Annotated in this window: 20 protein-coding genes; 8 read left to right on the forward strand and 12 right to left on the reverse strand. The window is 29.3% G+C overall.

Features of this window, described 5'->3' with window-relative positions; genetic code table 11:
• The first annotated feature begins 245 nt into the window (after positions 1-245).
• From BTO04_RS14315 to BTO04_RS14330, 4 genes are all read left to right on the forward strand, one after another.
• Positions 246-1,169: a DUF368 domain-containing protein gene (locus BTO04_RS14315; protein WP_087565145.1), complete on the forward strand. Its 924-nt coding sequence runs from the start codon at positions 246-248 to the stop codon at positions 1,167-1,169.
• Entirely contained in the window at positions 1,170-2,177 is a 1,008-nt protein-coding gene (locus tag BTO04_RS14320) for a DUF368 domain-containing protein (protein ID WP_087565146.1), read from the forward strand.
• The gene (locus BTO04_RS14325; RefSeq protein WP_087565147.1) at positions 2,158-2,910 is read left to right on the forward strand and encodes a shikimate dehydrogenase; all 753 of its coding nucleotides are present in this window, start codon (positions 2,158-2,160) and stop codon (positions 2,908-2,910) included. Before BTO04_RS14320 ends, BTO04_RS14325 begins: the two co-directional genes overlap by 20 nt.
• A 98-nt stretch (positions 2,911-3,008) precedes the next feature.
• Entirely contained in the window at positions 3,009-4,997 is a 1,989-nt protein-coding gene (locus BTO04_RS14330) for a DUF349 domain-containing protein (RefSeq protein WP_087565148.1), read from the forward strand.
• 71 nt (positions 4,998-5,068) lie between these two features.
• On the opposite strand, the gene BTO04_RS14335 is transcribed toward BTO04_RS14330, so the two are convergent.
• Together BTO04_RS14335 and BTO04_RS14340 are read right to left on the reverse strand one after the other, a co-directional pair.
• Positions 5,069-5,842 (reverse strand): zinc ribbon domain-containing protein, encoded by a 774-nt coding sequence (locus tag BTO04_RS14335; protein WP_087565149.1) that lies wholly within the window; start codon positions 5,840-5,842, stop codon positions 5,069-5,071.
• A 2-nt stretch (positions 5,843-5,844) separates the two neighbouring features.
• Complete coding sequence (locus BTO04_RS14340; protein ID WP_087565150.1) at positions 5,845-6,939, reverse strand: Nif3-like dinuclear metal center hexameric protein; 1,095 nt, start codon at positions 6,937-6,939, stop codon at positions 5,845-5,847.
• Between the two features lie 76 nt (positions 6,940-7,015).
• Between BTO04_RS14340 and lpxK the strand changes: the two genes are divergently transcribed.
• Positions 7,016-8,032 carry a tetraacyldisaccharide 4'-kinase gene (gene lpxK, locus BTO04_RS14345; protein ID WP_087565151.1) on the forward strand — a complete coding sequence of 339 codons (1,017 nt, stop codon included), beginning with the start codon at positions 7,016-7,018 and terminating at the stop codon, positions 8,030-8,032.
• Positions 8,033-8,143: 111 nt separating this feature from the next.
• Here lpxK and BTO04_RS14350 read toward each other — a convergent pair whose 3' ends face one another.
• Genes BTO04_RS14350 through BTO04_RS14365 form a run of 4 tightly spaced genes read right to left on the reverse strand, consistent with a single transcriptional unit; the run spans position 8,144 to position 11,678 of the window.
• The gene (locus BTO04_RS14350) at positions 8,144-9,040 is read right to left on the reverse strand and encodes a Ppx/GppA phosphatase family protein (protein WP_087565152.1); all 897 of its coding nucleotides are present in this window, start codon (positions 9,038-9,040) and stop codon (positions 8,144-8,146) included.
• 6 nt (positions 9,041-9,046) lie between these two features.
• Entirely contained in the window at positions 9,047-9,535 is a 489-nt protein-coding gene (locus BTO04_RS14355) for a histidine phosphatase family protein (RefSeq protein ID WP_087565153.1), read from the reverse strand.
• Between the two features lie 35 nt (positions 9,536-9,570).
• Positions 9,571-10,218, reverse strand: coding sequence for a pyridoxamine 5'-phosphate oxidase (pdxH, locus tag BTO04_RS14360; RefSeq protein WP_087565154.1), 648 nt, complete (start codon positions 10,216-10,218; stop codon positions 9,571-9,573).
• A gap of 5 nt (positions 10,219-10,223) precedes the next feature.
• Positions 10,224-11,678 carry a sodium:solute symporter gene (locus tag BTO04_RS14365; RefSeq protein ID WP_087565155.1) on the reverse strand — a complete coding sequence of 485 codons (1,455 nt, stop codon included), beginning with the start codon at positions 11,676-11,678 and terminating at the stop codon, positions 10,224-10,226.
• Positions 11,679-11,773: 95 nt separating this feature from the next.
• On the opposite strand from BTO04_RS14365, the gene recR reads away from it, so the two are divergent.
• Positions 11,774-12,391, forward strand: coding sequence for a recombination mediator RecR (gene recR / locus BTO04_RS14370; RefSeq protein WP_087565156.1), 618 nt, complete (start codon positions 11,774-11,776; stop codon positions 12,389-12,391).
• 37 nt (positions 12,392-12,428) lie between these two features.
• Here the strand turns inward: recR and BTO04_RS14375 are convergent, their stop codons facing one another.
• From BTO04_RS14375 to BTO04_RS14400, 6 genes are all read right to left on the reverse strand, one after another.
• Positions 12,429-12,860 carry a lipocalin family protein gene (locus BTO04_RS14375; protein ID WP_087565157.1) on the reverse strand — a complete coding sequence of 144 codons (432 nt, stop codon included), beginning with the start codon at positions 12,858-12,860 and terminating at the stop codon, positions 12,429-12,431.
• A gap of 246 nt (positions 12,861-13,106) precedes the next feature.
• The gene (locus BTO04_RS14380) at positions 13,107-13,538 is read right to left on the reverse strand and encodes a lipocalin family protein (RefSeq protein WP_087565158.1); all 432 of its coding nucleotides are present in this window, start codon (positions 13,536-13,538) and stop codon (positions 13,107-13,109) included.
• Positions 13,539-13,828: 290 nt separating this feature from the next.
• Positions 13,829-14,404, reverse strand: coding sequence for a CopD family protein (locus tag BTO04_RS14385; protein ID WP_087565159.1), 576 nt, complete (start codon positions 14,402-14,404; stop codon positions 13,829-13,831).
• Positions 14,405-14,546: 142 nt separating this feature from the next.
• A complete protein-coding gene (hemH, locus tag BTO04_RS14390) occupies positions 14,547-15,563 on the reverse strand; it encodes a ferrochelatase (protein ID WP_087565160.1) in 1,017 nt (338 codons plus the stop codon).
• A gap of 29 nt (positions 15,564-15,592) precedes the next feature.
• On the reverse strand, positions 15,593-16,099 hold the full coding sequence (locus tag BTO04_RS14395; protein WP_087565161.1) for a TrmH family RNA methyltransferase: 507 nt from the start codon (positions 16,097-16,099) through the stop codon (positions 15,593-15,595).
• 123 nt (positions 16,100-16,222) lie between these two features.
• Positions 16,223-17,107 (reverse strand): helix-turn-helix transcriptional regulator, encoded by an 885-nt coding sequence (locus tag BTO04_RS14400; RefSeq protein WP_087565162.1) that lies wholly within the window; start codon positions 17,105-17,107, stop codon positions 16,223-16,225.
• Between the two features lie 204 nt (positions 17,108-17,311).
• On the opposite strand from BTO04_RS14400, the gene hemA reads away from it, so the two are divergent.
• Together hemA and hemC are read left to right on the forward strand one after the other, a co-directional pair.
• Positions 17,312-18,547, forward strand: coding sequence for a glutamyl-tRNA reductase (gene hemA, locus BTO04_RS14405; RefSeq protein ID WP_087565163.1), 1,236 nt, complete (start codon positions 17,312-17,314; stop codon positions 18,545-18,547).
• 10 nt (positions 18,548-18,557) lie between these two features.
• A complete protein-coding gene (gene hemC / locus BTO04_RS14410) occupies positions 18,558-20,150 on the forward strand; it encodes a hydroxymethylbilane synthase (protein WP_087565164.1) in 1,593 nt (530 codons plus the stop codon).
• The last annotated feature ends 16 nt before the right edge of the window (positions 20,151-20,166 follow it).

Here is a 20,166-nt window from a genome sequence, read left to right on the forward strand (position 1 = left end):
ACCTTTAGATAAGACCACAAATATATTGAATCGATATGTTTTAAACGAATTAGAAGATGTTTTGTTGAATTGTGTCTATCGTTAATAGGGGTATTCAACTTTTCAACATTTTATAATTGTAGTTACTAAAAAAAAGTTGAGTACAAGTCACCAAGTTATCAGCAAATAAGCGAATTAAAAAAGGAGACTTCAATTTTTGTTCAAATTTCTATTATCTTCGTTTTTTAAAAAAAATAGAACTTAAGATGAGTAGAAGCATTAAAGATTATTTAGTTATTGGCTTAAAAGGAATGGCAATGGGTGCAGCAGACCTAGTTCCGGGTGTTTCTGGAGGTACAATTGCATTTATTTCTGGTATTTATGAAGAGCTTTTAGGTTCTATTAGTAATGTGAATTTTGGCTTGCTAAAAACGTTAAAAAAAGAGGGATTTAAAGTTGCTTGGAAAGAAGTAAATGGTAATTTTTTATTGTCACTTTTTATAGGGATATTTATAAGTATTGTTTCTTTAGCTAAAGCGATAAAATTCTTATTAGAAAATGAACCCGTTTTATTATGGTCTTTCTTTTTTGGTTTGGTATTAGCTAGTATTATTTACATTGCTAAACAAATAACAAAATGGAATTCTATTGCTATTTTAGTGCTCGTTTTAGGTGCTTTTTTAGCGTATTATATAACTACTTTAAATCCTTTAGTCTCAGAAAATTCTTCACTATTTTTTATGTTTATAGCTGGTACTATTGCAATTTGTGCAATGATTTTACCAGGTATTTCTGGCGCCTTTATATTAGTTCTTTTAGGAGCTTATAAACCTGTTTTAGCAGCTGTAAATGATAGAGATTATAAAACAATTGCCGCAGTAGGTTTAGGGGCAATAATAGGGTTGCTTACTTTTTCTAAAGTTTTAAAATGGCTTTTTGCTCATTATAAAAATTATACATTGGCAGTGTTAACTGGTTTTATAATTGGTTCTTTAAATAAAATTTGGCCATGGAAAGAAACATTAACGTGGCGTACAAATTCTCATGGAGTAGAAGTACCTTTTAATCAACAAAGTGTTTCTCCTTTTTCTTTTGATGGAGATGCACAATTTACCATGGCAATTATACTTTCTATTGTAGGTTTTGGTCTTATTTTATTGATGGAAAAATTAGCGTTTAAAAAACAGTAGATGCACCAAGAAAGAACTTTTTTACAGAAAATTAATCTTTTTTTTAAAGGTTTAGCAATGGGAGCTGCAAATAAAGTTCCTGGTGTTTCTGGTGGAACGGTTTCTTTTGTTTTAGGTTTTTATGAAGAATTAATTTATTCTTTTAGAAAAGTAAACCTTAAAGCATTTAAACTTCTTTTAAATGGCCGATTTAGAAGCTTTTTTAAATATACAAATGCATCCTTTTTAACATTGATAATGACTGGAAGTGTGTTCAGTTATTTTAGTATTTCTTTAGTTTTAGATTATTTCTTAGAAAATTATGAGCTCTATGTTTGGAGTTGGTTTTTTGGAATGATAATAGGCTCGATTTATTATATAGGAAAAGATTTTGGAGATTGGAATACTAAAAATATTATTTCATTAATAGTTGGAGCTTCAATAGGATTAGGAATTAGTTTTTTAACGCCTGCAAGAGAAAATGATAACCTCTGGTTTGTCTTTGTCTGTGGAATTATAGGTGTGTCTGGTATGACATTGCCAGGTCTTTCGGGGTCGTTTATCTTAATTTTATTAGGCAATTATGTACTGCTTTTAGTAGATTCTGTAAATGTGTTGTTTAATGTAACAACAAGTGTTTTGTCTGGAGATTTTGACGTTTTATCAGATCCCGTAAAAATTAGGTATTTAAAAATAATTACAGTTTTTACAGTAGGTTCAGCATTTGGATTAGTATCTATTTCTCATGTTTTGGGATATGTTCTAAAAAGGTGGCATCAAATTGTAACAGCAATTATTATTGGTTTTATTACAGGTTCTTTAGGAATTGTTTGGCCTTGGAAAAAAGCTATTTATTTAACAGAGAATTCAAGTTTTCTGTTTGATAAAAAAGGAAATAAAATAGTTGAAAACTATGAGCGTTTTATTCCAGATTTTTCAAACCCAGAAACAGGGTTGGCTATATTATTTGTTTTTATAGGTGTTGGTTTAATTTTGATAATAGATTATTATGGGAGAAAGAAAAAATAAAGTTTTTGGTCTTTTAGGAAAAGACATATCATATTCATTTTCTCGTGGATATTTTACTCAAAAATTTAAAGAATTAGGTTTTGATAACCTAAAATATGTCAATTTTGATATTCCTAAGATAGAAGATTTCCCTTCAATAATAGAAAATAATGAAGGAGTAAATGGAATTAATGTTACCATTCCTTATAAAGAAGCTGTAATTCCCTTTTTAGATAAAATTGATAAAACAGCCAAAGAAATTGGTGCTGTAAATACGATTAAATTTACAAAGAGAGGAAACTTAAAAGGATATAATACAGATGTTTTTGGTTTTGAAAACTCCTTAAAACCCTTGCTAAAAAAACATCATAAAAGAGCCTTAATTTTAGGAACTGGTGGCGCTTCAAAGGCGATTGCTTACGCACTTAAAAAGAATGATATCAAATTTAGGTTTGTATCTCGTAATCCAAATAAAAAGAAAGAAATTTCTTATGAAAGTTTGTCTAAAGAATTGTTAGAGAAATATCATGTTATTATAAACTGTACTCCAATTGGTACTTCGCCAGATATTCATAAATCACCAAATATTCCGTATGAATTCTTGTCTAGTCAACATCTTCTGTATGATTTAATTTATAATCCAGAAGTCTCTACTTTTTTATCAAAAGGAAAAGAAAAAGGCGCAACAATAAAAAACGGATTAGAAATGTTAGAACTTCAAGCAGAAGAATCTTGGAGAATTTGGAATAGTTAATTTGCTTTCTTCCTTTTATTTAATGTTTAAGACTTGTGACTTTTGTTAGATGTCTGTATCTTTATAGACTAATAATACGGACCTTAAACATTGTAGATATGTTAGATGAAAATGAAAAGCAAGCTGAAAACGCTAAGGAAATTGAAGCAGAAGTTGTAAAAGATGATGCAAAGAAAGTAGAACAACAAGATACTTCTGAGGAAGCTATTGTAGATGAAACTTCTGAAATAATTGAAGAAACTGTCATTGAAGAAACTGTCATTGAAGAAGCTAAAAAAGTTGAGGTTTCTGAAGATGAAAAAGTAGATGAAACTACTGAGGCAATTGATGCCATAGAGAAGTCTGTTGCAGAAAGTGCTGAAAAAGAAGAGGATAAAGAAGAAGATTCTAGTGTAGACTATACTTCATTATCATTAGAAGAATTAGTTTCTGAACTTCATAAGACACTTTCTAATAACCCTCCACAAAAGGTAAAATCTCAAGTTGATGCTATTAAAAATGCTTTTAACAAACAGTTTGGTACTTTAATAGCAGAAAAGAAAGCGGTGTTTTTAGCAGAAGGAGGAGATTCAATAGATTTTCAATTTTCTAGTCCTATTAAAACAGAGTATAATAAATTACTTTCTGAGCATAAAAAACAGAGAGATGCTTATTATGGTGATTTAGAAAAGCAACTTAAAGAAAATTTAGAAAAAAGACTTGTTGTAATAGAAAACTTAAAAAACCTTATACAAGATGCAGATACTGCAACAATGTATAAAGATTTTAAAGTATTACAAGATGCTTGGCGTGCAATTGGACCTGTTTCTAAAACGCGTTATAATGACACTTGGAAAACCTATCATCATCATGTAGAACGTTTTTATGATTTACTACATTTAAGTAATGATTTTAGAGATTTAGATTTTAAACATAATTTAGAAGAAAAACTTAAAATTATAGAAAAAGCAGAAGCGCTTGCAGAAGATGCAGATGTAAATCTTGCTTTTAAAGAATTACAAGACTTACATAAAGTTTGGAAAGAAGATATTGGCCCAGTTTCTCAAGAAATGCGAGAAGAGGTTTGGCAAAAATTTAGTGCAGCAACTAAGAAAATTCATGATAAAAGACATGATCATTTTAGAGAGATGCGTTCTAAATATCAAGAAATTATTGATGTTAAATTAGCTGTTGTTGCAGAAATTAATGCATTTGATACTTCTGGTAATAAAACACATAATGATTGGCAAAAAAGCATTAAAGATATAGAAGTTCTAAGACAGAAATATTTTAATGCAGGAAAATTGCCTTATGCTAAAAGCGAAGAAGTTTGGCAGCAATTTAAAGGCGCTACAAAAAAGTTTAATAGTGCAAAAAATGTTTTTTATAAGCAGGAAAAAGGGGATCAGCAAGACAATTTAAAAAATAAAATTGCTTTAATTGAATTGGCAGAGTCTTTAAGAGAAAGTGAGGATTGGGAGTTGGCAACAAATACCATGAAAAAAGTACAAGCAGATTGGAAAAAAATAGGGCATGTTCCTCGTAAATTTTCTGATGATATTTGGAAACGCTTTAAAGCGGCTTGTAATCATTATTTTGATCGTTATCACCAAGAAAAAAATGCTGTTAGTAAAGAACAACAAGATATTGTTGATTCTAAAAAAGAATTTTTAGAATCTTTAAAACAAGAATTAGAACCAACAAAAGATATTGTTTTAGGAGCTATTAATAAATGGAAAGAGCTTGGAAGATTACCAAGAAATGTTAGACATTTAGAAGATAAGTTTAATAAGCAAATAGATAGAATGTTAGATGGTTTGTCTTTAGATAAGAAAGAAGTTTCTATGCTAAAGTTTACAAATACAGTTGATAGTTTAGCAGCAGATAATGATGTTAGAAAATTAGATTCTGAACAAATGTTTGTTAGAAAAAAGATAGATGAGGTGGTAAGGGAGATTCAACAGTTAGAAAATAATTTAGGGTTTTTCTCAAACGCTAAAGCTGATAACCCTTTAGTCTTAAATGTGAGAAATCAAGTGAATGCTTTTAAAGAAGATTTAACTATTTGGAAAGAAAAGTTAAGTTACTTAAAGAAATTGGATTACTAATTTCAAATAATGTGTATAAAAAAACTCGAAGCTAAGCTTCGAGTTTTTTTTATGTTTATAATTTATTAAGACTAAGAAAATAATTTATCAATCTTTTCTTTTTCTTCTTCAGCTAAAGCGGCATCAACTAAAATACGACCACTGTGCTCATCAATTGTAATTTTCTTTCTATTTGCAATTTCTAATTGAACTTGTGGTGGAATTGTAAAATAAGAACCTCCAGAAGCTCCACGCTCAATAGCAACAACAGCTAAACCATTTTTCACTTTAGTTCTAATTCTATTGTAAGCAGTATATAAATGATCGTCTAAAGATTTAGCAAATTCTTCAGATTTTTCTGATAAAAGCTTTTCGTCTTTTTCAGTTTCCTTTAAAATAGCGTCTAATTCTGCTTTCTTGTGAGTTAAATGTTGTTCTTGTTTTCCTAATTTTTCTTTAGTAGTATCAATTACTTCATTTTTTTGAGAAATCTTAGCTTTGTATTCATTAATTCTTTTTTCTGCTAATTGAATTTCTAAATCTTGAAATTCAATTTCTTTAGATAAAGAATCAAACTCCCTGTTATTTCTAACTTTTTGTTGTTGTTCGTCGTACTTTTTCATCAAAAGATTAGACTCATCAATAGCTATTTTTTTGTTTTTGATGTCTGTTTCTAAATTAGCAACATCTTCTGCTAAATTTGAAACACGTGTATTTAATCCGGCAACTTCATCTTCTAAATCTTCAACTTCTAAAGGTAGTTCACCTCTTACGTTTCTAATTTCGTCAATTCTAGAGTCTATTAACTGTAGGTCGTAAAGTGCTCTTAATTTTTGTTCAACTGAAATTTCTTTCTTTTTTGCCATGTTTATATGTAATAAATAGGATTTGTACTTTTTTCTGATAAAATGACTGCAAAATTAGTGAATTTTTTTGTAAGATAATCAACCAAAAGGTTTTTTGTAAACTGTTCGCTCTCATAATGACCAATATCTGCTAATAAAATACTGTTTTCTGCTTTAAAAAACTCATGATATTTAAAATCTGCACTTACATAAGCATCTGCTCCAGCTCTTATTGCGTTAGAAATTGCAAAACTTCCAGAACCACCCAAAACGGCTACTTTTTTTATCTTATTGTGGATGAGTTCAGAATAACGAACACATTCTGTATTCATAGTCTGTTTTAAGAATAGTAAAAATTCTTTTTCCTCCATTGCTGTTGGAAGTTCACCAATCATTCCCATTCCAATATTTTGATGAATATTTTCTGTGGTAATTATTTCATAAGCAACCTCCTCATAAGGATGGTTATCATGAAGCGATTTTAAAATCTTAGCTTCATTTTTACTTTCAAAAACAATACTTATTCGCGTTTCTTTTTCTGTGTGAATTTTTCCTTTTTCGCCTATTACGGGGTTAGAATTCTCATTTCCTCTGTAAGTTCCTCTGCCTTCAATATTAAAAGAACATTGATCGTAGTTGCCAATATTTCCAGCTCCAGCTTCAAAAAGCGAATTTCTTAAATCAGCTGCTTTAGTAGAAGGAACAAATGTGGTTAGTTTTTTTATAATTCCCTTTTTAGGAATTAAGATTTTTGTGTTTTCAAGTCCTAAAACTTCAGACATTTTTGCAGAAACTCCGTTTTTAGAATTGTCTAAAGCAGTGTGAGTTGCATAAATAGCGATATCATTTTTTATTGCTTTTAACACCGTACGTTCTACGTAAGAATTACCGTTTAGTTTTTTTAATCCTCCAAAAATAATTGGATGAAAACTTATAATTAGATTGCAGTTTTTAGCAATAGCTTCATCTACTGTTTCTTCTAAAGTGTCTAAAGTAACAAGTATGTTTGTAATTTCTGTTTGATAATTGCCAACTAATAAGCCAACGTTATCAAAATCTTCAGCATAACTTAATGGAGCAAGTTCTTCTATGTAATTGGTAATGTCTTTTATAATCATAAAACAAAATTGATTGGAAAACCAAAGTTAGCATTTTCCATTCATCAATCCATAAAAATGACTTATTTTCGTGTTAATGAAATTTCTAAGGTTTTTATTATTTCCATTTGCTGTTCTATATGATTTGATAACTTCAATTCGTAATTTATTTTTTGATGTTGGGATCTTTAAACAAACATCATTTAAAATACCCGTAATTGTAGTTGGTAACTTAAGTGTTGGAGGAACAGGAAAAACACCACAAATAGAATATTTAATACGATTATTGAAGGATAGTTATAAAGTTGCTGTTTTAAGTAGAGGTTATAAACGTAAAACAACGGGTTTTGTATTGTTGAATAAAAACCATTCTGTAGAAGATGTAGGAGATGAACCTTTGCAGTATTTTAATAAATTTGATAAAATTAATGTTGCTGTTGATGCAAATAGAGTTGAAGGAATAAAGAGGTTAATTAATGAAAAATCTCCAGAAATTATTTTATTGGATGACGCGTATCAGCATAGAAAAGTAAAAGGAAGTTTTTCTATTTTACTCACTAAATTTAACGATTTATTTGCGGATGATTTTTTATTGCCAACAGGGAATTTAAGAGAGCGTAGAAGAGGAGCAAAACGTGCAGATGTTATTTTGGTTACAAAATGTCCTGAAAACTTGAGTAAAAAGCAACAAGAGGAAATTAAAAAGAAGTTAGAGAAATATAATAAAAAATTATTTTTTACTACAATTTCTTATGCAAAAAAGACATCTGGCAGTGATCAGGTTTCTATAGAAGAATTAAAGGAATACGAAGTGCTGTTGCTTACAGGAATTGCAAACCCAAAACCTTTGACAAATTTTTTAACTCAGAAACAAATTAATTTTCAGCATTTAAAGTTTTCAGATCATCATCACTTCTCTTCAATAGAAATAAGTGATATCAATAAAAAGTTTGATGCTATTAATGCCTCAAAAAAAATTATTCTTACTACAGAAAAAGACTATACAAGGTTGGTTGATAAGCTTAAACAAGTTTCCTGTTTAGAAATTGAAACAACATTTTTAGAAAGTGAAACAATTATTTTTGATGCTGTAATTAAATCTCATTTACAATAAAACCGACTCTTAGTGAAGAGTCGGTTTTATTGTGGTTTTTTATTTTATAGTTAATTGGTGCGACACAGAATTTTTTAGAAGTCACTATAAAAAATGAAATGGTTTAATAAATTATAATTTATTAAGAAATAGGGATTTAATTATCCCGTCTGAAAGCCCAATTTTTGGAACATATATTTTTCTAGCTCCACTCCATTTCATTGCAGACAAGTAAATTTTTGTTGCGGGTATAATTACATCTGCTCTATCTGGATTTAAACTAAGTTCAGAAATTCTATCTTCATAACTCATTTGTTTTAAAAATTGATATTGAGCATTTAAATAAATAAAAGAAATAGGCTTTCCTTCTGTCCGTCCAGACATTTTAAATAACTTATTAATGTTACCTCCAGAACCAATTAAGGATATTTTTTTTAAATCTTTAGTGTTTTTCTTAACCCATTTTTCTGCGATAACAAAAATCTCTTTATTAACAGATTTTTTGTTGTTTAATAAACGAACAGTCCCCATTTTAAAAGATTTTGAAGCAATGATTTTTCCGGCAGAAAAAACGGTGATTTCAGTACTACCGCCACCAACATCAACATATAAATAAGAACCATCTCCTTCTATTAATTCATTTAAATCAGTAGACGAAATAATTGCAGCTTCTTCTTTACCGCCAATAATATCAATTTTTACACCTGTTTCAGAATAAATTTTTTCTGCTACTAATTTGCCATTTGTGGCTTCTCTCATTGCAGATGTAGCACATGCTTTATAGCGTTCTACTTTGTGCACTTTCATTAGTAACTTAAAAGCTTCCATTGCATCAATCATCCTAGTAATGTTTTCATCACTAATAATTCCAGAAACAAAAGCATCTGCTCCTAATCTAATAGGTACACGAACTAAGGAAGATTTTTTAAATTGAGGTTCCTTGTTGTTTTCAACTATAACATTTGAAATTAGTAACCTAATTGCATTAGAACCGATATCAATTGCTCCGTATTTTTTTATTTCTAACAAACTAATTTATTTATGATTTTTAGGATATTCTACCATAAAAGTTTTCCCTTTCTTAATGTTCTTCCAATGTTTTTCTTCAAACTGAATGCCAATAACACCACAAGTGGATACATGAGAAATAGGTTTACTTCCAAATTTATTTACAAATGTATTTATACCATGATCATGACTAAAGATAATTGCAGAATTAAAACCATCATCTAAAGCATTAACAGTCTTCACTAAATAGCCGTCACTAAAGCTATATAATTGTCTTTTAATCTTAAGGTTAGAAAGAGGGTATTCGAAATTTTCACAAAAAATTACTGCAGTATGTAATGCTCTGTTTGCACTACTTGAAACAAAAACGTCTGGTCTGTCTATTTCTTTTGACAAGAATTTAGACATTAAATGAGCGTCTTTTATTCCTCTTTTTTTTAGAGGTCTGTCAATATCTTCTATTCCAGAGTAATCCCAAGAAGATTTTGCATGTCTAACAATATATAAAGTTTTCATTCAATTTTAATTGTTGAGTTGTAAATATAGAAAATTTATGGTGCTAACCTTTCTATTTTCCAAGAAAAATCTTCATCTAATGTATATCTAATTCTATCATGCATTCTGTTAGGTCTCCCTTGCCAAAACTCTATAGAAATAGGTTTTACCAAATAGCCTCCCCAATGTTTTGGTCTCTTAATTTCACTTCCTTCAAACTTCTGTTCAAAAGTTTTTAAACTGGAGTCTAGTTCTTCTCTAGATTGCACAACTTTACTTTGGTCAGAGGCCCAAGCACCTAATTTACTTCCATCTGGTCTAGAATCAAAATAGCCATCAGATAAATTTTCTGAAAGCTTTTCGGCTTTTCCTTTTATAATAACCTGTTGCTCTAAACCTGCCCAAAAGAAGGATAAACAAATGTTATTATTTGCGGCAATTGATTTTCCTTTTTCTGAATTATAATTCGTGTAAAAAATAAATCCTTCCCAAGTATATTTTTTAAGTAATACAACTCTACTTTTAGGAAACCCATCTAAACCAATAGATGAAATAGTCATGGCATTACTTTCGTCTACCATTTCAGAATCATCAGCATTTAAAAACCAATCTCGGAATAATTCAATCGGATTTTCTGGGCAACCACTTTCTAACAGTGCTTTTTTTTCGTAAGATTTACGATAATTACTTAAGTCTTTTGGCATTTAGTCTATTTTCTTTTTATCAAATATAATCCAACAAAAGTAATTAAACCATTTAAAGGTAAAATTTCCCAATGAAATTTATAGGCTCCAATTATGCTTTCTGGTAATGATGTAATAGCAAAACTTAATGAAATTGAAAGTAATGCAATAACCCAAGTATATTTATCTTTAATTTTGTGTTTTGTTAAAATTCCAAAAGCAAATAAACCTAATAAAGGTCCATATGTAAATGTGGCGAACTTGAATAAATTTCCAACAACATTTCCTTCTAGATTATTAAATAAAATAACAACTAATATTAATAGAACTGAAACGCCAATATGTACTTTTTTACGTAACGGTTTTTGTAGTTCTTCTTGTTTTTTTTCTATTCCTAAAAAATCAACAGAAAAAGAAGTTGTTAAAGAAGTTAAAGCAGAATCTGCACTTGAATATGCAGCTGCGATTAATCCAATAATAAATGTTATTGCTAAACCAGTTCCTAAATTTTGATTCATAGCAATTTCTGGGAACAATAAATCTGTTCTTATTTTACCTTCAACAATAGGAATATTTAATCCTATTTTTTCTGAATATATAAATAATAATGCGCCTAATGATAAAAAGAAAAAATTAACAACAACCAGTAATGTAGCCATTGTAATCATGTTTTTCTGAGCTTCTTTGTTGTTTTTACAAGTTAGGTTTTTTTGCATCATATCTTGGTCTAAACCAGTCATAGCTATCGCAATAAAGATTCCACCAATAAAATATTTCCAAAAATAGGTAGTTGCATTTGGGTCATCAAAAAAGAATATTCGACCTTTAGTTGTGAAATCATTAGAATTTAAAAAATCTATAAAACTCCAGTCCAATTTTTTATTAATCAAATAAATAGATAATCCTACAGCAACCAACATTGCTAGTGTTTGCAGTGTATCAGTCCAAACGATAGTTTTTATTCCGCCTCTATATGTGTAAATCCAAATAAGGAGAATAGAGAGAATTACGGTGACTTCAAACGGAACACCAATTTGTTCAAAAACGATGTATTGCATTGCTATAGCAACTAAAAACAATCTAAAAGCAGCTCCTGTAACTCTAGAAAGTAAAAAGAAAAATGCACCAGTTTTGTAACTTATTTTTCCAAAACGTTGTTCTAAGTATTGATAAATTGATGTAATATTCAGCTTATAATAAAGGGGGAGCAAAACAAAAGCTATAATTAAATAACCAAAAAAGAACCCAAAAACACCTTGCATATATGCAAACTGTTGTCCGCTAATCATCCCTGGAACAGAAATAAAGGTAACTCCAGAAAGTGAAGCGCCAATCATACCAAAAGCAACTATGTACCACGGGGAACTTCTTTTTGCTTTAAAAAAAACGGCATTAGAATCGTCTTTTCCTGTAAAGTAGGATATTGTAATTAATACCAAGAAATAGGCAATTATTAATATAAAAATATGAACTGGCTGCATCGTTAATTTTGATTGTTTAATTATGAGTTACGAATATATGTTTTTCTGTCTTCTTTTTCCGATTTCGTAATTCATAATTCGTAATTTTGCAAACTATGGATTTTTCATCAAAGTTATTAGAAAATGCAGTTAATGAAGTGTCTCGCTTACCAGGAATTGGTAAACGAACTGCTTTGCGTTTGGTTTTACATTTATTAAAACAACCTACAGAGAATACAAAGTACTTATCTGAAGCATTATTGCATTTAAGAAATGATGTAAAAAATTGTGAAAAATGTCACAATATTTCTGATACAGATTTATGTGATATTTGTAATAATTCTAAAAGAAACCCAGAAATTGTTTGCGTTGTAGAGGATATTAGGGATGTAATGGCAATTGAAAGTACGTCTCAATTTAACGGATTGTATCATGTTTTGGGAGGAAAAATTTCTCCTATTGAAGGAATTGGACCACAGAATTTACAAATAGATTCTTTAGTTAGAAAAATCTCTGAAGGAGAAATTAAAGAACTTATTTTTGCTTTAAGCTCAACGATGGAAGGTGATACAACTAATTTCTACATTTTTAAACAGATAGAGGAATTTGAAATTACAACGTCTACCATTGCACGTGGAATTTCTGTTGGTGATGAATTAGAGTATGCAGATGAAGTTACGCTTGGAAGATCTATTGTGAATAGAATTCCTTTTGAGCAGTCTATTAGAAATTAAAAATAAAAGCCCACTTAAAAAGTGAGCTTTTATGAATTTAAATTTTTATGTAAGAGAAACTTGATGAGTAAGTAGTGCCATCATAAGTTTCTGAGAATGAACCACTAAATATTGTATTATTTTGTGAGAAAGTAAGTTCTACGGAGCTATTATCTCCATCTTCAGAAATATTATAGGTAGTAGCGTTTGTGTTTTCCCAAGTAAAAGTACCATTGTCAACATTTTCACAAACAGCATCTCCATTTCCATTATAACTTTCATCATAACTAACTTGAGAACCGTTTCCGTTTTCTAAAAAAGTTAATGTGCTTTTTCTAGTACAATCAGTTGTTGTTTCTTCACCATTTTCGGTTTGAGATTTTAATTGCCATGTTCCGATTATAATATTTGATGAAGACGTGTCGTCATCACTAGATGAACAAGAGGATAAGCATATAATAAAAGTAAGTAAATAGATGATTTTTTTCATGATAAATTTATTTTAAGGTGCAATTTAGTTAATGAATATCTATTATAGTATTTTTATTTCATCTTTTTTTAAAAATTATTTTGTTTTTTAATTAAAACATAGACAATGAAGTACCTAATTGATTAAAAGGTTGTTTTCGTATAAATAGTCTCACTTATAAAGAAGTTATTGTGAATCGAATTCCTTTTGAGCAGTCTATTAGAAAATAAAAATAAAAGCCCACTTAAAAAGTGAGCTTTTATGGATTTAAATCTTTATGTAACTTGAAGTTGATGTATAAGTAGTACCGTCATAAGTTTCTGAGAATGAGGTGCTAAAAATTGTGTTGTTTTGTGAGAAAGTGAGTTCTACGGAATTGCTTTGTCCATCTTCAGAAACATTATAGGTAGTAGCATTTGTGTTTTCCCATGTAAAAGTGCCATTGTAATCATTTTCACAAACAGCATTTCCAGCTCCATCATAACTTTCATCATAACTAATTTGAGAACCGTTTCCGTTTTTTAAAAAAGTTATTGTGCTTTTTCTAGTGCAATCAGTTGTTCTTTCTACACCATTTTCGGTCTCAGATTTTAATTGCCATGTTCCAATTATAATATTTGATGAAGACGCGTCGTCATCACTAGATGAACAAGAGGATAAACAAATAATAACAGTAAGTAAATAGATAATTTTTTTCATAATAATTTTATTTTGATGCCAATATTACTTAATAATCTTGAGCTGCCTAAAAAAAATAGGGTAGTTTTCCCTACCCGTTTGGTTTAGTTGCTTGTGAATTAGGGTTTTAATTTTCAAGTAAAAGGATAAAAATTAAAAACCTAATTTATTAGGAGGTTGTAGGCCTATAAATAGCTTCACTTGTAAAAAAGTTATTGTGAATAGAATTCCTTTTGAGCAGCGTATAAGAAGTTAAATAGAAGTATGCAGTTGAGTAACTGTTACTGAAAACTGCAACAGCTTACTTAATTCTATTTTTTATCCAAAACCTCTTTTTCGGCTTTTTCCCAAGATCTCTTTTCTCTCATTTTTTTGTAGAGTCTAATTCCTAACATCATTAAAACTCCAAAAAGAAGAATACCTGCAACGCCCCAAATCCAATTTATGGCACTTTGTAAGGTTACTAAAAATACGACTGCAAATAAGATGATTGTTGCAACTTCATTCCATATTCTTAGTTTGAATGCGGAATATTTTATAATGTCATTTTGTAATTGTTTGTAGATTTTCTGACAAGAATAATGATAAAAATAGAGCGCTAAAACAAAAGCGAGTTTTACATGCATCCAAGGCATTTCTAAATAATAAGGATTTTTATAGAGCATCCAAAAAGCAAAGAAACTTGCTAAAATTGCGGAGGGCCATGTAATAATGTACCACAATCTTTTACTCATTAACTTATACTGAGTTTGTAAAATTTCTTTTGCAGGTTCTGGTTTTTTTTCTGCTTCTACATGATAAATAAATAAACGAATTATATAGAATAAACCAGCAAACCAAGTAACAACAAAAATAATGTGTAATGCTTTTACGTATAAGAAATCCATAGTTTTATAATTTTAGTTTCTAAATTTTGCTATTCGTTTGCAAACAAGTTTAGCCCTGATTGAAATGACATCTTTTTTTGTACTAAAGTAAATTTAGCATAAAAAAGATATAAAGAAAAGCAGGAAATAGCTTCTTATATTTTTAATTATTTTTCCAATCATTAATCCAGTTTACCATAACATCTACCCAGTCATCATTGTCATTCATACAAGGTATATGTTTGTACTCTGTTCCGCCAAATTTTAAGAATTCTTCTTTTCCTTCCATGGCAATTTCCTCTAAAGTTTCTAAACAATCAGAAACAAAAGCAGGAGTAATAACTGCTAATTTTTTCTTTCCTTCTGATGGAAATTTTTCTAACTCAAAATCTGTATATGGTTTTAACCAAGGATCTTTTAATAAGCGAGACTGAAATGAATTGCTCCAAGTTCCTTCTTTCAAATTTAAGAATTTTGCAATTTCTTTTGTTGTTTCAAAACATTGGTGTCTGTAACATGTATAATGTGCTACAGAATTACGTTCGCAACAAGAACCGTCTAGTTTACAGTGACTTTTTGTAGGATCTGATTTTTTAATGTGACGTTCTGGAATTCCGTGATAAGAAAATAATATATGATCGTAGTCAAATCCTTTTAAGTGATTCGCAATATTATCGCTCATCGCTTTTATATAATCTGGTTTGTTATAAAAAGGAGGTAAAGTATCTAGTTTTACTTGCGGATATTTAGCTGCCAAAATTTCTTCTGCTTGCGTAACCACAGTTTCATAAGAAGACATTGCGTAATGAGGGTATAAAGGCGCTAAAAAGATTTCTGTTACACCTTTATCAACCAATTCTTTGATGCCTTTTTCCATGCTCATAGAGCCGTAACGCATTGCTAAAGTAACAGGAATGTCTACTTTTTGTTTTATCTTTTTTGTAAACCGCTCTGAAATTACCACTAATGGAGAACCTTCTTTCCACCAGATTTTTTTGTAAGCAGCACCAGATTTTTTTGGTCTCACATTTAATATGATTCCTTTAATAAGTATCCAGCGTTTCCAAAACGGAATGTCAATAACGCGTTCATCCATTAAAAATTCACCTAAATATCTTTTAACGTCTTTTGTTTCTGTAGAATCTGGCGATCCTAAATTGTTTAGTAAAATTCCTTTCATTTTTATGCTGAATTTATTTCAATTTCTTTTTATTTAGTATTCAATTGATTTGTAACCTCATACAGAGTTATAGCTAAACTATGTACTACATTCATAGATGAGTTTCTACCATACATTGGTATTGCAATAGTTTCATCTGTTAAATTAATGTTTTCAATTCCGTTTCTTTCACTTCCCAAAAGTAAGACGATTTTTTTATGTTTTTTAAAATTAAAATCTTGAATATTGATACTTTTATCAGTAATTTCTATACCTACTATTGTATTTCCTTCTGCTTTTAATTGATGAATTGTTTGCTCAAAATTGTTGTAAAATTCATGTTTTATTTCGGCAATAGTGTTTCTTGCCGTTTTTATAACTTTTCTGTTTTCTAATGACGGTGAATTTTCATGAAAATAAATTTTTTCAACACCAAAACTTTCAGAAATCCTGAAACACATTCCTATATTTTCTGGAGTTCTGATGGCATCACAAACAATTGTAATTGGAAATTGTTGTTGCTTATTTTCTATGTCGTAATGTGTTAATTGTTTCAATTTGTTTTTGTTTCAAAGTTGAGATTTCTAATTAGTTATCTTAAACCAAGTAGAAATACTTAAAAAAGCGCATTTTAAAATAACATTTGTTACAAACTTTAATTTGTGCTAACGGCTACTTCATTACTTATTAAGGCTCATTACATATTTTTTTGGCGTTGTGCCAAACTTTTTCTTAAAAGCAGCAATAAAATGACTCGCTGTACTATAACCTACTTTTGTGCCAACTTCATTTACGTTATATTGATTGCTTTCTAATAGTTTTCTGGCATGTTCCATTTTGTAATCAAACAAAAAACTATAAACGGTATCTCCATAAATTTGTTTAAAACCTTCTTTTAATTTCTTTAAGTTTAAACCAATTTCATTTGCTAGTTCTTGTAAACTTGGTGGTTCTGCCATTCTAGAAATAATAATTTCTTTCGCTTTTCTAATTTTAAGAACATTCTGTTCATCAACTAAAAAAGGACAATATTCACCATTATTATTTTCTTCTTGCTGAAAATGAAGACTTAATAATTCGTATACTTTTCCTTTTACATACAGATCTCTAATAGAACTATTTATATTTGAGTTGATAATTTGCTGTAAAACAATAGAAACCATTGGTTTTATCTCACTATCATCATAATATTTTTTGTGGCTATTTTCATCACTTAAAAAAGGAATATAACCAGATTCTTTAGAGAATAATGAATGAAATTTTTCTATTGAAATTAATAAAGAAAGTAAGGTTGTTTTAGGTTGAATTTCTAAATTAATAGGTAAAGTTCTTTGCGGATTGTATAGCAGAATAGACCTATTGTCTAAAACATCAAAAGTGTAAGAACTGTTGTTAAAGATGAATTTTGATTTTCCTCTTAAACAAAAGTGAATTTGTATAAAAGTGCTATTTATTTCTCTTTCAAAATTAAGTACTTCTTTGCTTTCGTTCTGAAAATGAAGTACATAAAAACCTTTTTCTAAGTTGATTTCTTCAAAAGTACTTTCTCCGACATTTTTAAACATACCTATTTCTTTAATTCAAGTGTTTTTATTTAGATTCATTCTATATAGAAATGAATAAAAAGCTTGATTTGTTAGCAAAAATAGTGCTTTTAGACATTTTTTCTATTAAAATGTTGATAAAAAACATTTAACGATATAAAAAGTACTTGCAGCGACATTTTTTTCTAAGTTAAGTTTATACTTTTGTCTAACTTTTACAAATAGATGCAAGAGGATAAGCAAGAACATTTTTACAATATTGGCGTTAGTTATAAAAAAGCTGATGCAAACACGCGTGGTAAATTTTCTTTATCTAAAGAAAACCAGATTTCGTTGTTAGAGCTTTCTAAAGAGAGAGGTTTTGACGGTGTCTTTATCATATCTACATGTAATAGAACTGAAATAAGTGGTTTTGCAGAACGTCCTTGTCAATTAATAGAACTTCTATGTGAGTTTTCTGAAGGTACAATTCAAGAATTTGCTAAAATTTCTAATGTTTACAAAAACCAAGAAGCTATTCAGCAATTGTTTAGAATTGGTACAGGATTGGAAAGTCAGATTTTAGGAGATTATGAAATTGTAGGTCAATTAAGACAATCTTTTAAATTAGCTAAATCTCTAAAAACTACAAATGCTTATTTAGAGAGGTTAATAAATAGTGTTTTGCAGGCAAGTAAACGCGTAAAGAACGAAACAAAATTAAGTTCTGGAACAACATCTGTTTCTTATGCAGCTGTTCAATTTATTATTAAAAATTTACCAGATTATAATTCTAAAAACATTTTAGTTTTTGGTTTAGGTAAAATGGGTAAGTATACTTGTAAAAATTTAGCTGAATACACACAAAACAAAACTGTTTGTTTAATAAATAGAACGGAAGAAAAAACTACAGAATTTGTAAAAGAACATACTTCTATTAGAAAAGCTGTCATAGAAAATTTATCAGAAGAAGTTGAAAAGGCAGATGTTTTAATTGTTTCTACAGGAGCAGATACTCCAACAATTACAAAAGAACATATTTCTAAAAACAAAGAATTATTAATTTTAGACTTATCAATGCCAGAAAATGTAGCTAAATCTGTTGCTAATTTAGAGGGTATTTCTTTGGTTAATATAGATGAACTTTCTAAAATTACTGATGAAACTTTAGTTGTTCGTCAACAAGAAGTTCCTTTTGCAGAAGCAATTATAGAAACGCATAAAGCAGAATTTAACGATTGGTTAAATCATAGAAGATTTACGCCAGCAATTGCTGCGTTAAAAAAATCTTTAGAAAATATAAAAAACAACGAAATTAATTTTCAGAAGAAAAAAATTGTTGATTTTGATGAAAGTCAAGCAGAAATATTAACTTCACGTTTTATCCAAAAAATAACAACACAATTTGTGAAACATTTAAAAGATGAAGAAACATCTGTTTCACAAAGCCTTCAAGTAATAAATAAGGTTTTTCAATCTTAAACTAAACTCCATGCAGAAAATAATAAGAATAGGAACTCGCGATAGCCAATTAGCGCTTTGGCAAGCAAACAAAGTGCGTAAAGAATTAAAAGAGTTAGGCTATGAATCCGTATTAGTTCCTATGAAATCTACAGGAGATATTGTTTTAGACAAGCCTTTGTATGAAATGGGAGTTACAGGAATTTTTACGAAAATTTTAGATGTTGCTATGTTAAAGGGTGATATTGATATTGCTGTACATTCGTTAAAAGATGTGCCTACCGTTTTACCAGAAGGAATTATACAAGCTGCCGTGCTAAGACGTGATGATTATTCTGATGTTTTAATATTTAAAGGGACTGAAGAGTTTTTTGGAGAACAAAATGGAGTTATTGCTACTGGAAGTTTAAGAAGAAAAGCGATGTGGTTAAATAGGTATCCAACACATACAGTAGTAGGTTTAAGAGGAAATGTAAATACACGTTTAGATAAACTAGAAAACAGTGATTGGAATGGAGCCATTTTTGCTGCAGCTGGATTATATAGAATAGGAAAAAAACCAGAAGATGCAATTAGTCTTTCTTGGATGATTCCTGCACCAGGACAAGGTGCAATTATGGTAACATGTTTAGATAATGATGATTATTCTTTAGATGCATGTGAGCAATTAAATCATAAAGAAACAGAAATTTGTACCACTGTAGAACGTGAGTTTTTAAATTTATTAGAAGGTGGTTGTACTGCACCAATAGGAGCTTTGGCTTATATAGATGGAAAAACAGAAGAAGTTAATTTTAAAGGAGTTTTATTAAAAAAAGACGGTTCTAAAAAAATTACAGTTAATAAAAACGCCAAAGTAGGAAGTCATGAATTTTTAGCAAAAGATTGTGCAGATTACGTAATTAATAGAGGTGGTAAAGAGCTGATGTTAGAAGATGAAGAGGTTTCTGCTAATTTACAAACGGTCTATTCAACAAAAAAACTTTCAGAACTTCAAAAAGAAACATTATCAAATACAATTGGTATTGAAGACAGCGATTTTATTAAAATACGTTTTAATAGAATCCCTGCTAAAGTGATGAAAAATGAGATTGAAAATGTAATCATTACAAGTCAGAATGGAGTGGAATCACTTTTAAATTCTTTCACCAAAAATGAAATGAATTTCAAGAATATTTATTGTGTTGGTAGAAGAACAAAAAAACTGATTGAAAATAGAATTGGTAAAGTTACGCACGTTGCAAAGAATGCAAAAGTACTAGCAGAATATTTATCAAAAGAATTAGAGAGTAAACAAGTTACCTATTTCTGTAGTAATGTAAGATTAGATGTTTTACCAGCTTCTTTAAAGGCTCAGAATATTACTGTTAATGAAGTTGAAGCATATAAAACAATGTTAAGTCCTATTAAACTTGATGATTCAGTTTCTGGAGTTTTGTTTTATAGTCCATCAGGAATTGAAAGTTACTTAAAAGAAAATACAACAGATAAAGTTGCTTTTTGTATTGGAGAAACTACAGCAGTAGAAGCTAGAAAACATTTTAAAAATGTAGAAGTTGCAAATTTACCAAGTGTTGATAGTGTGTTAGAAATGGTAAATACTCATTTTACAAGCCCATCCTAACCTTCCCAAAGGGAAA

It is taken from the genome of Polaribacter sp. SA4-10 (assembly GCF_002163835.1).
Taxonomy (GTDB): Bacteria; Bacteroidota; Bacteroidia; order Flavobacteriales; family Flavobacteriaceae; genus Polaribacter.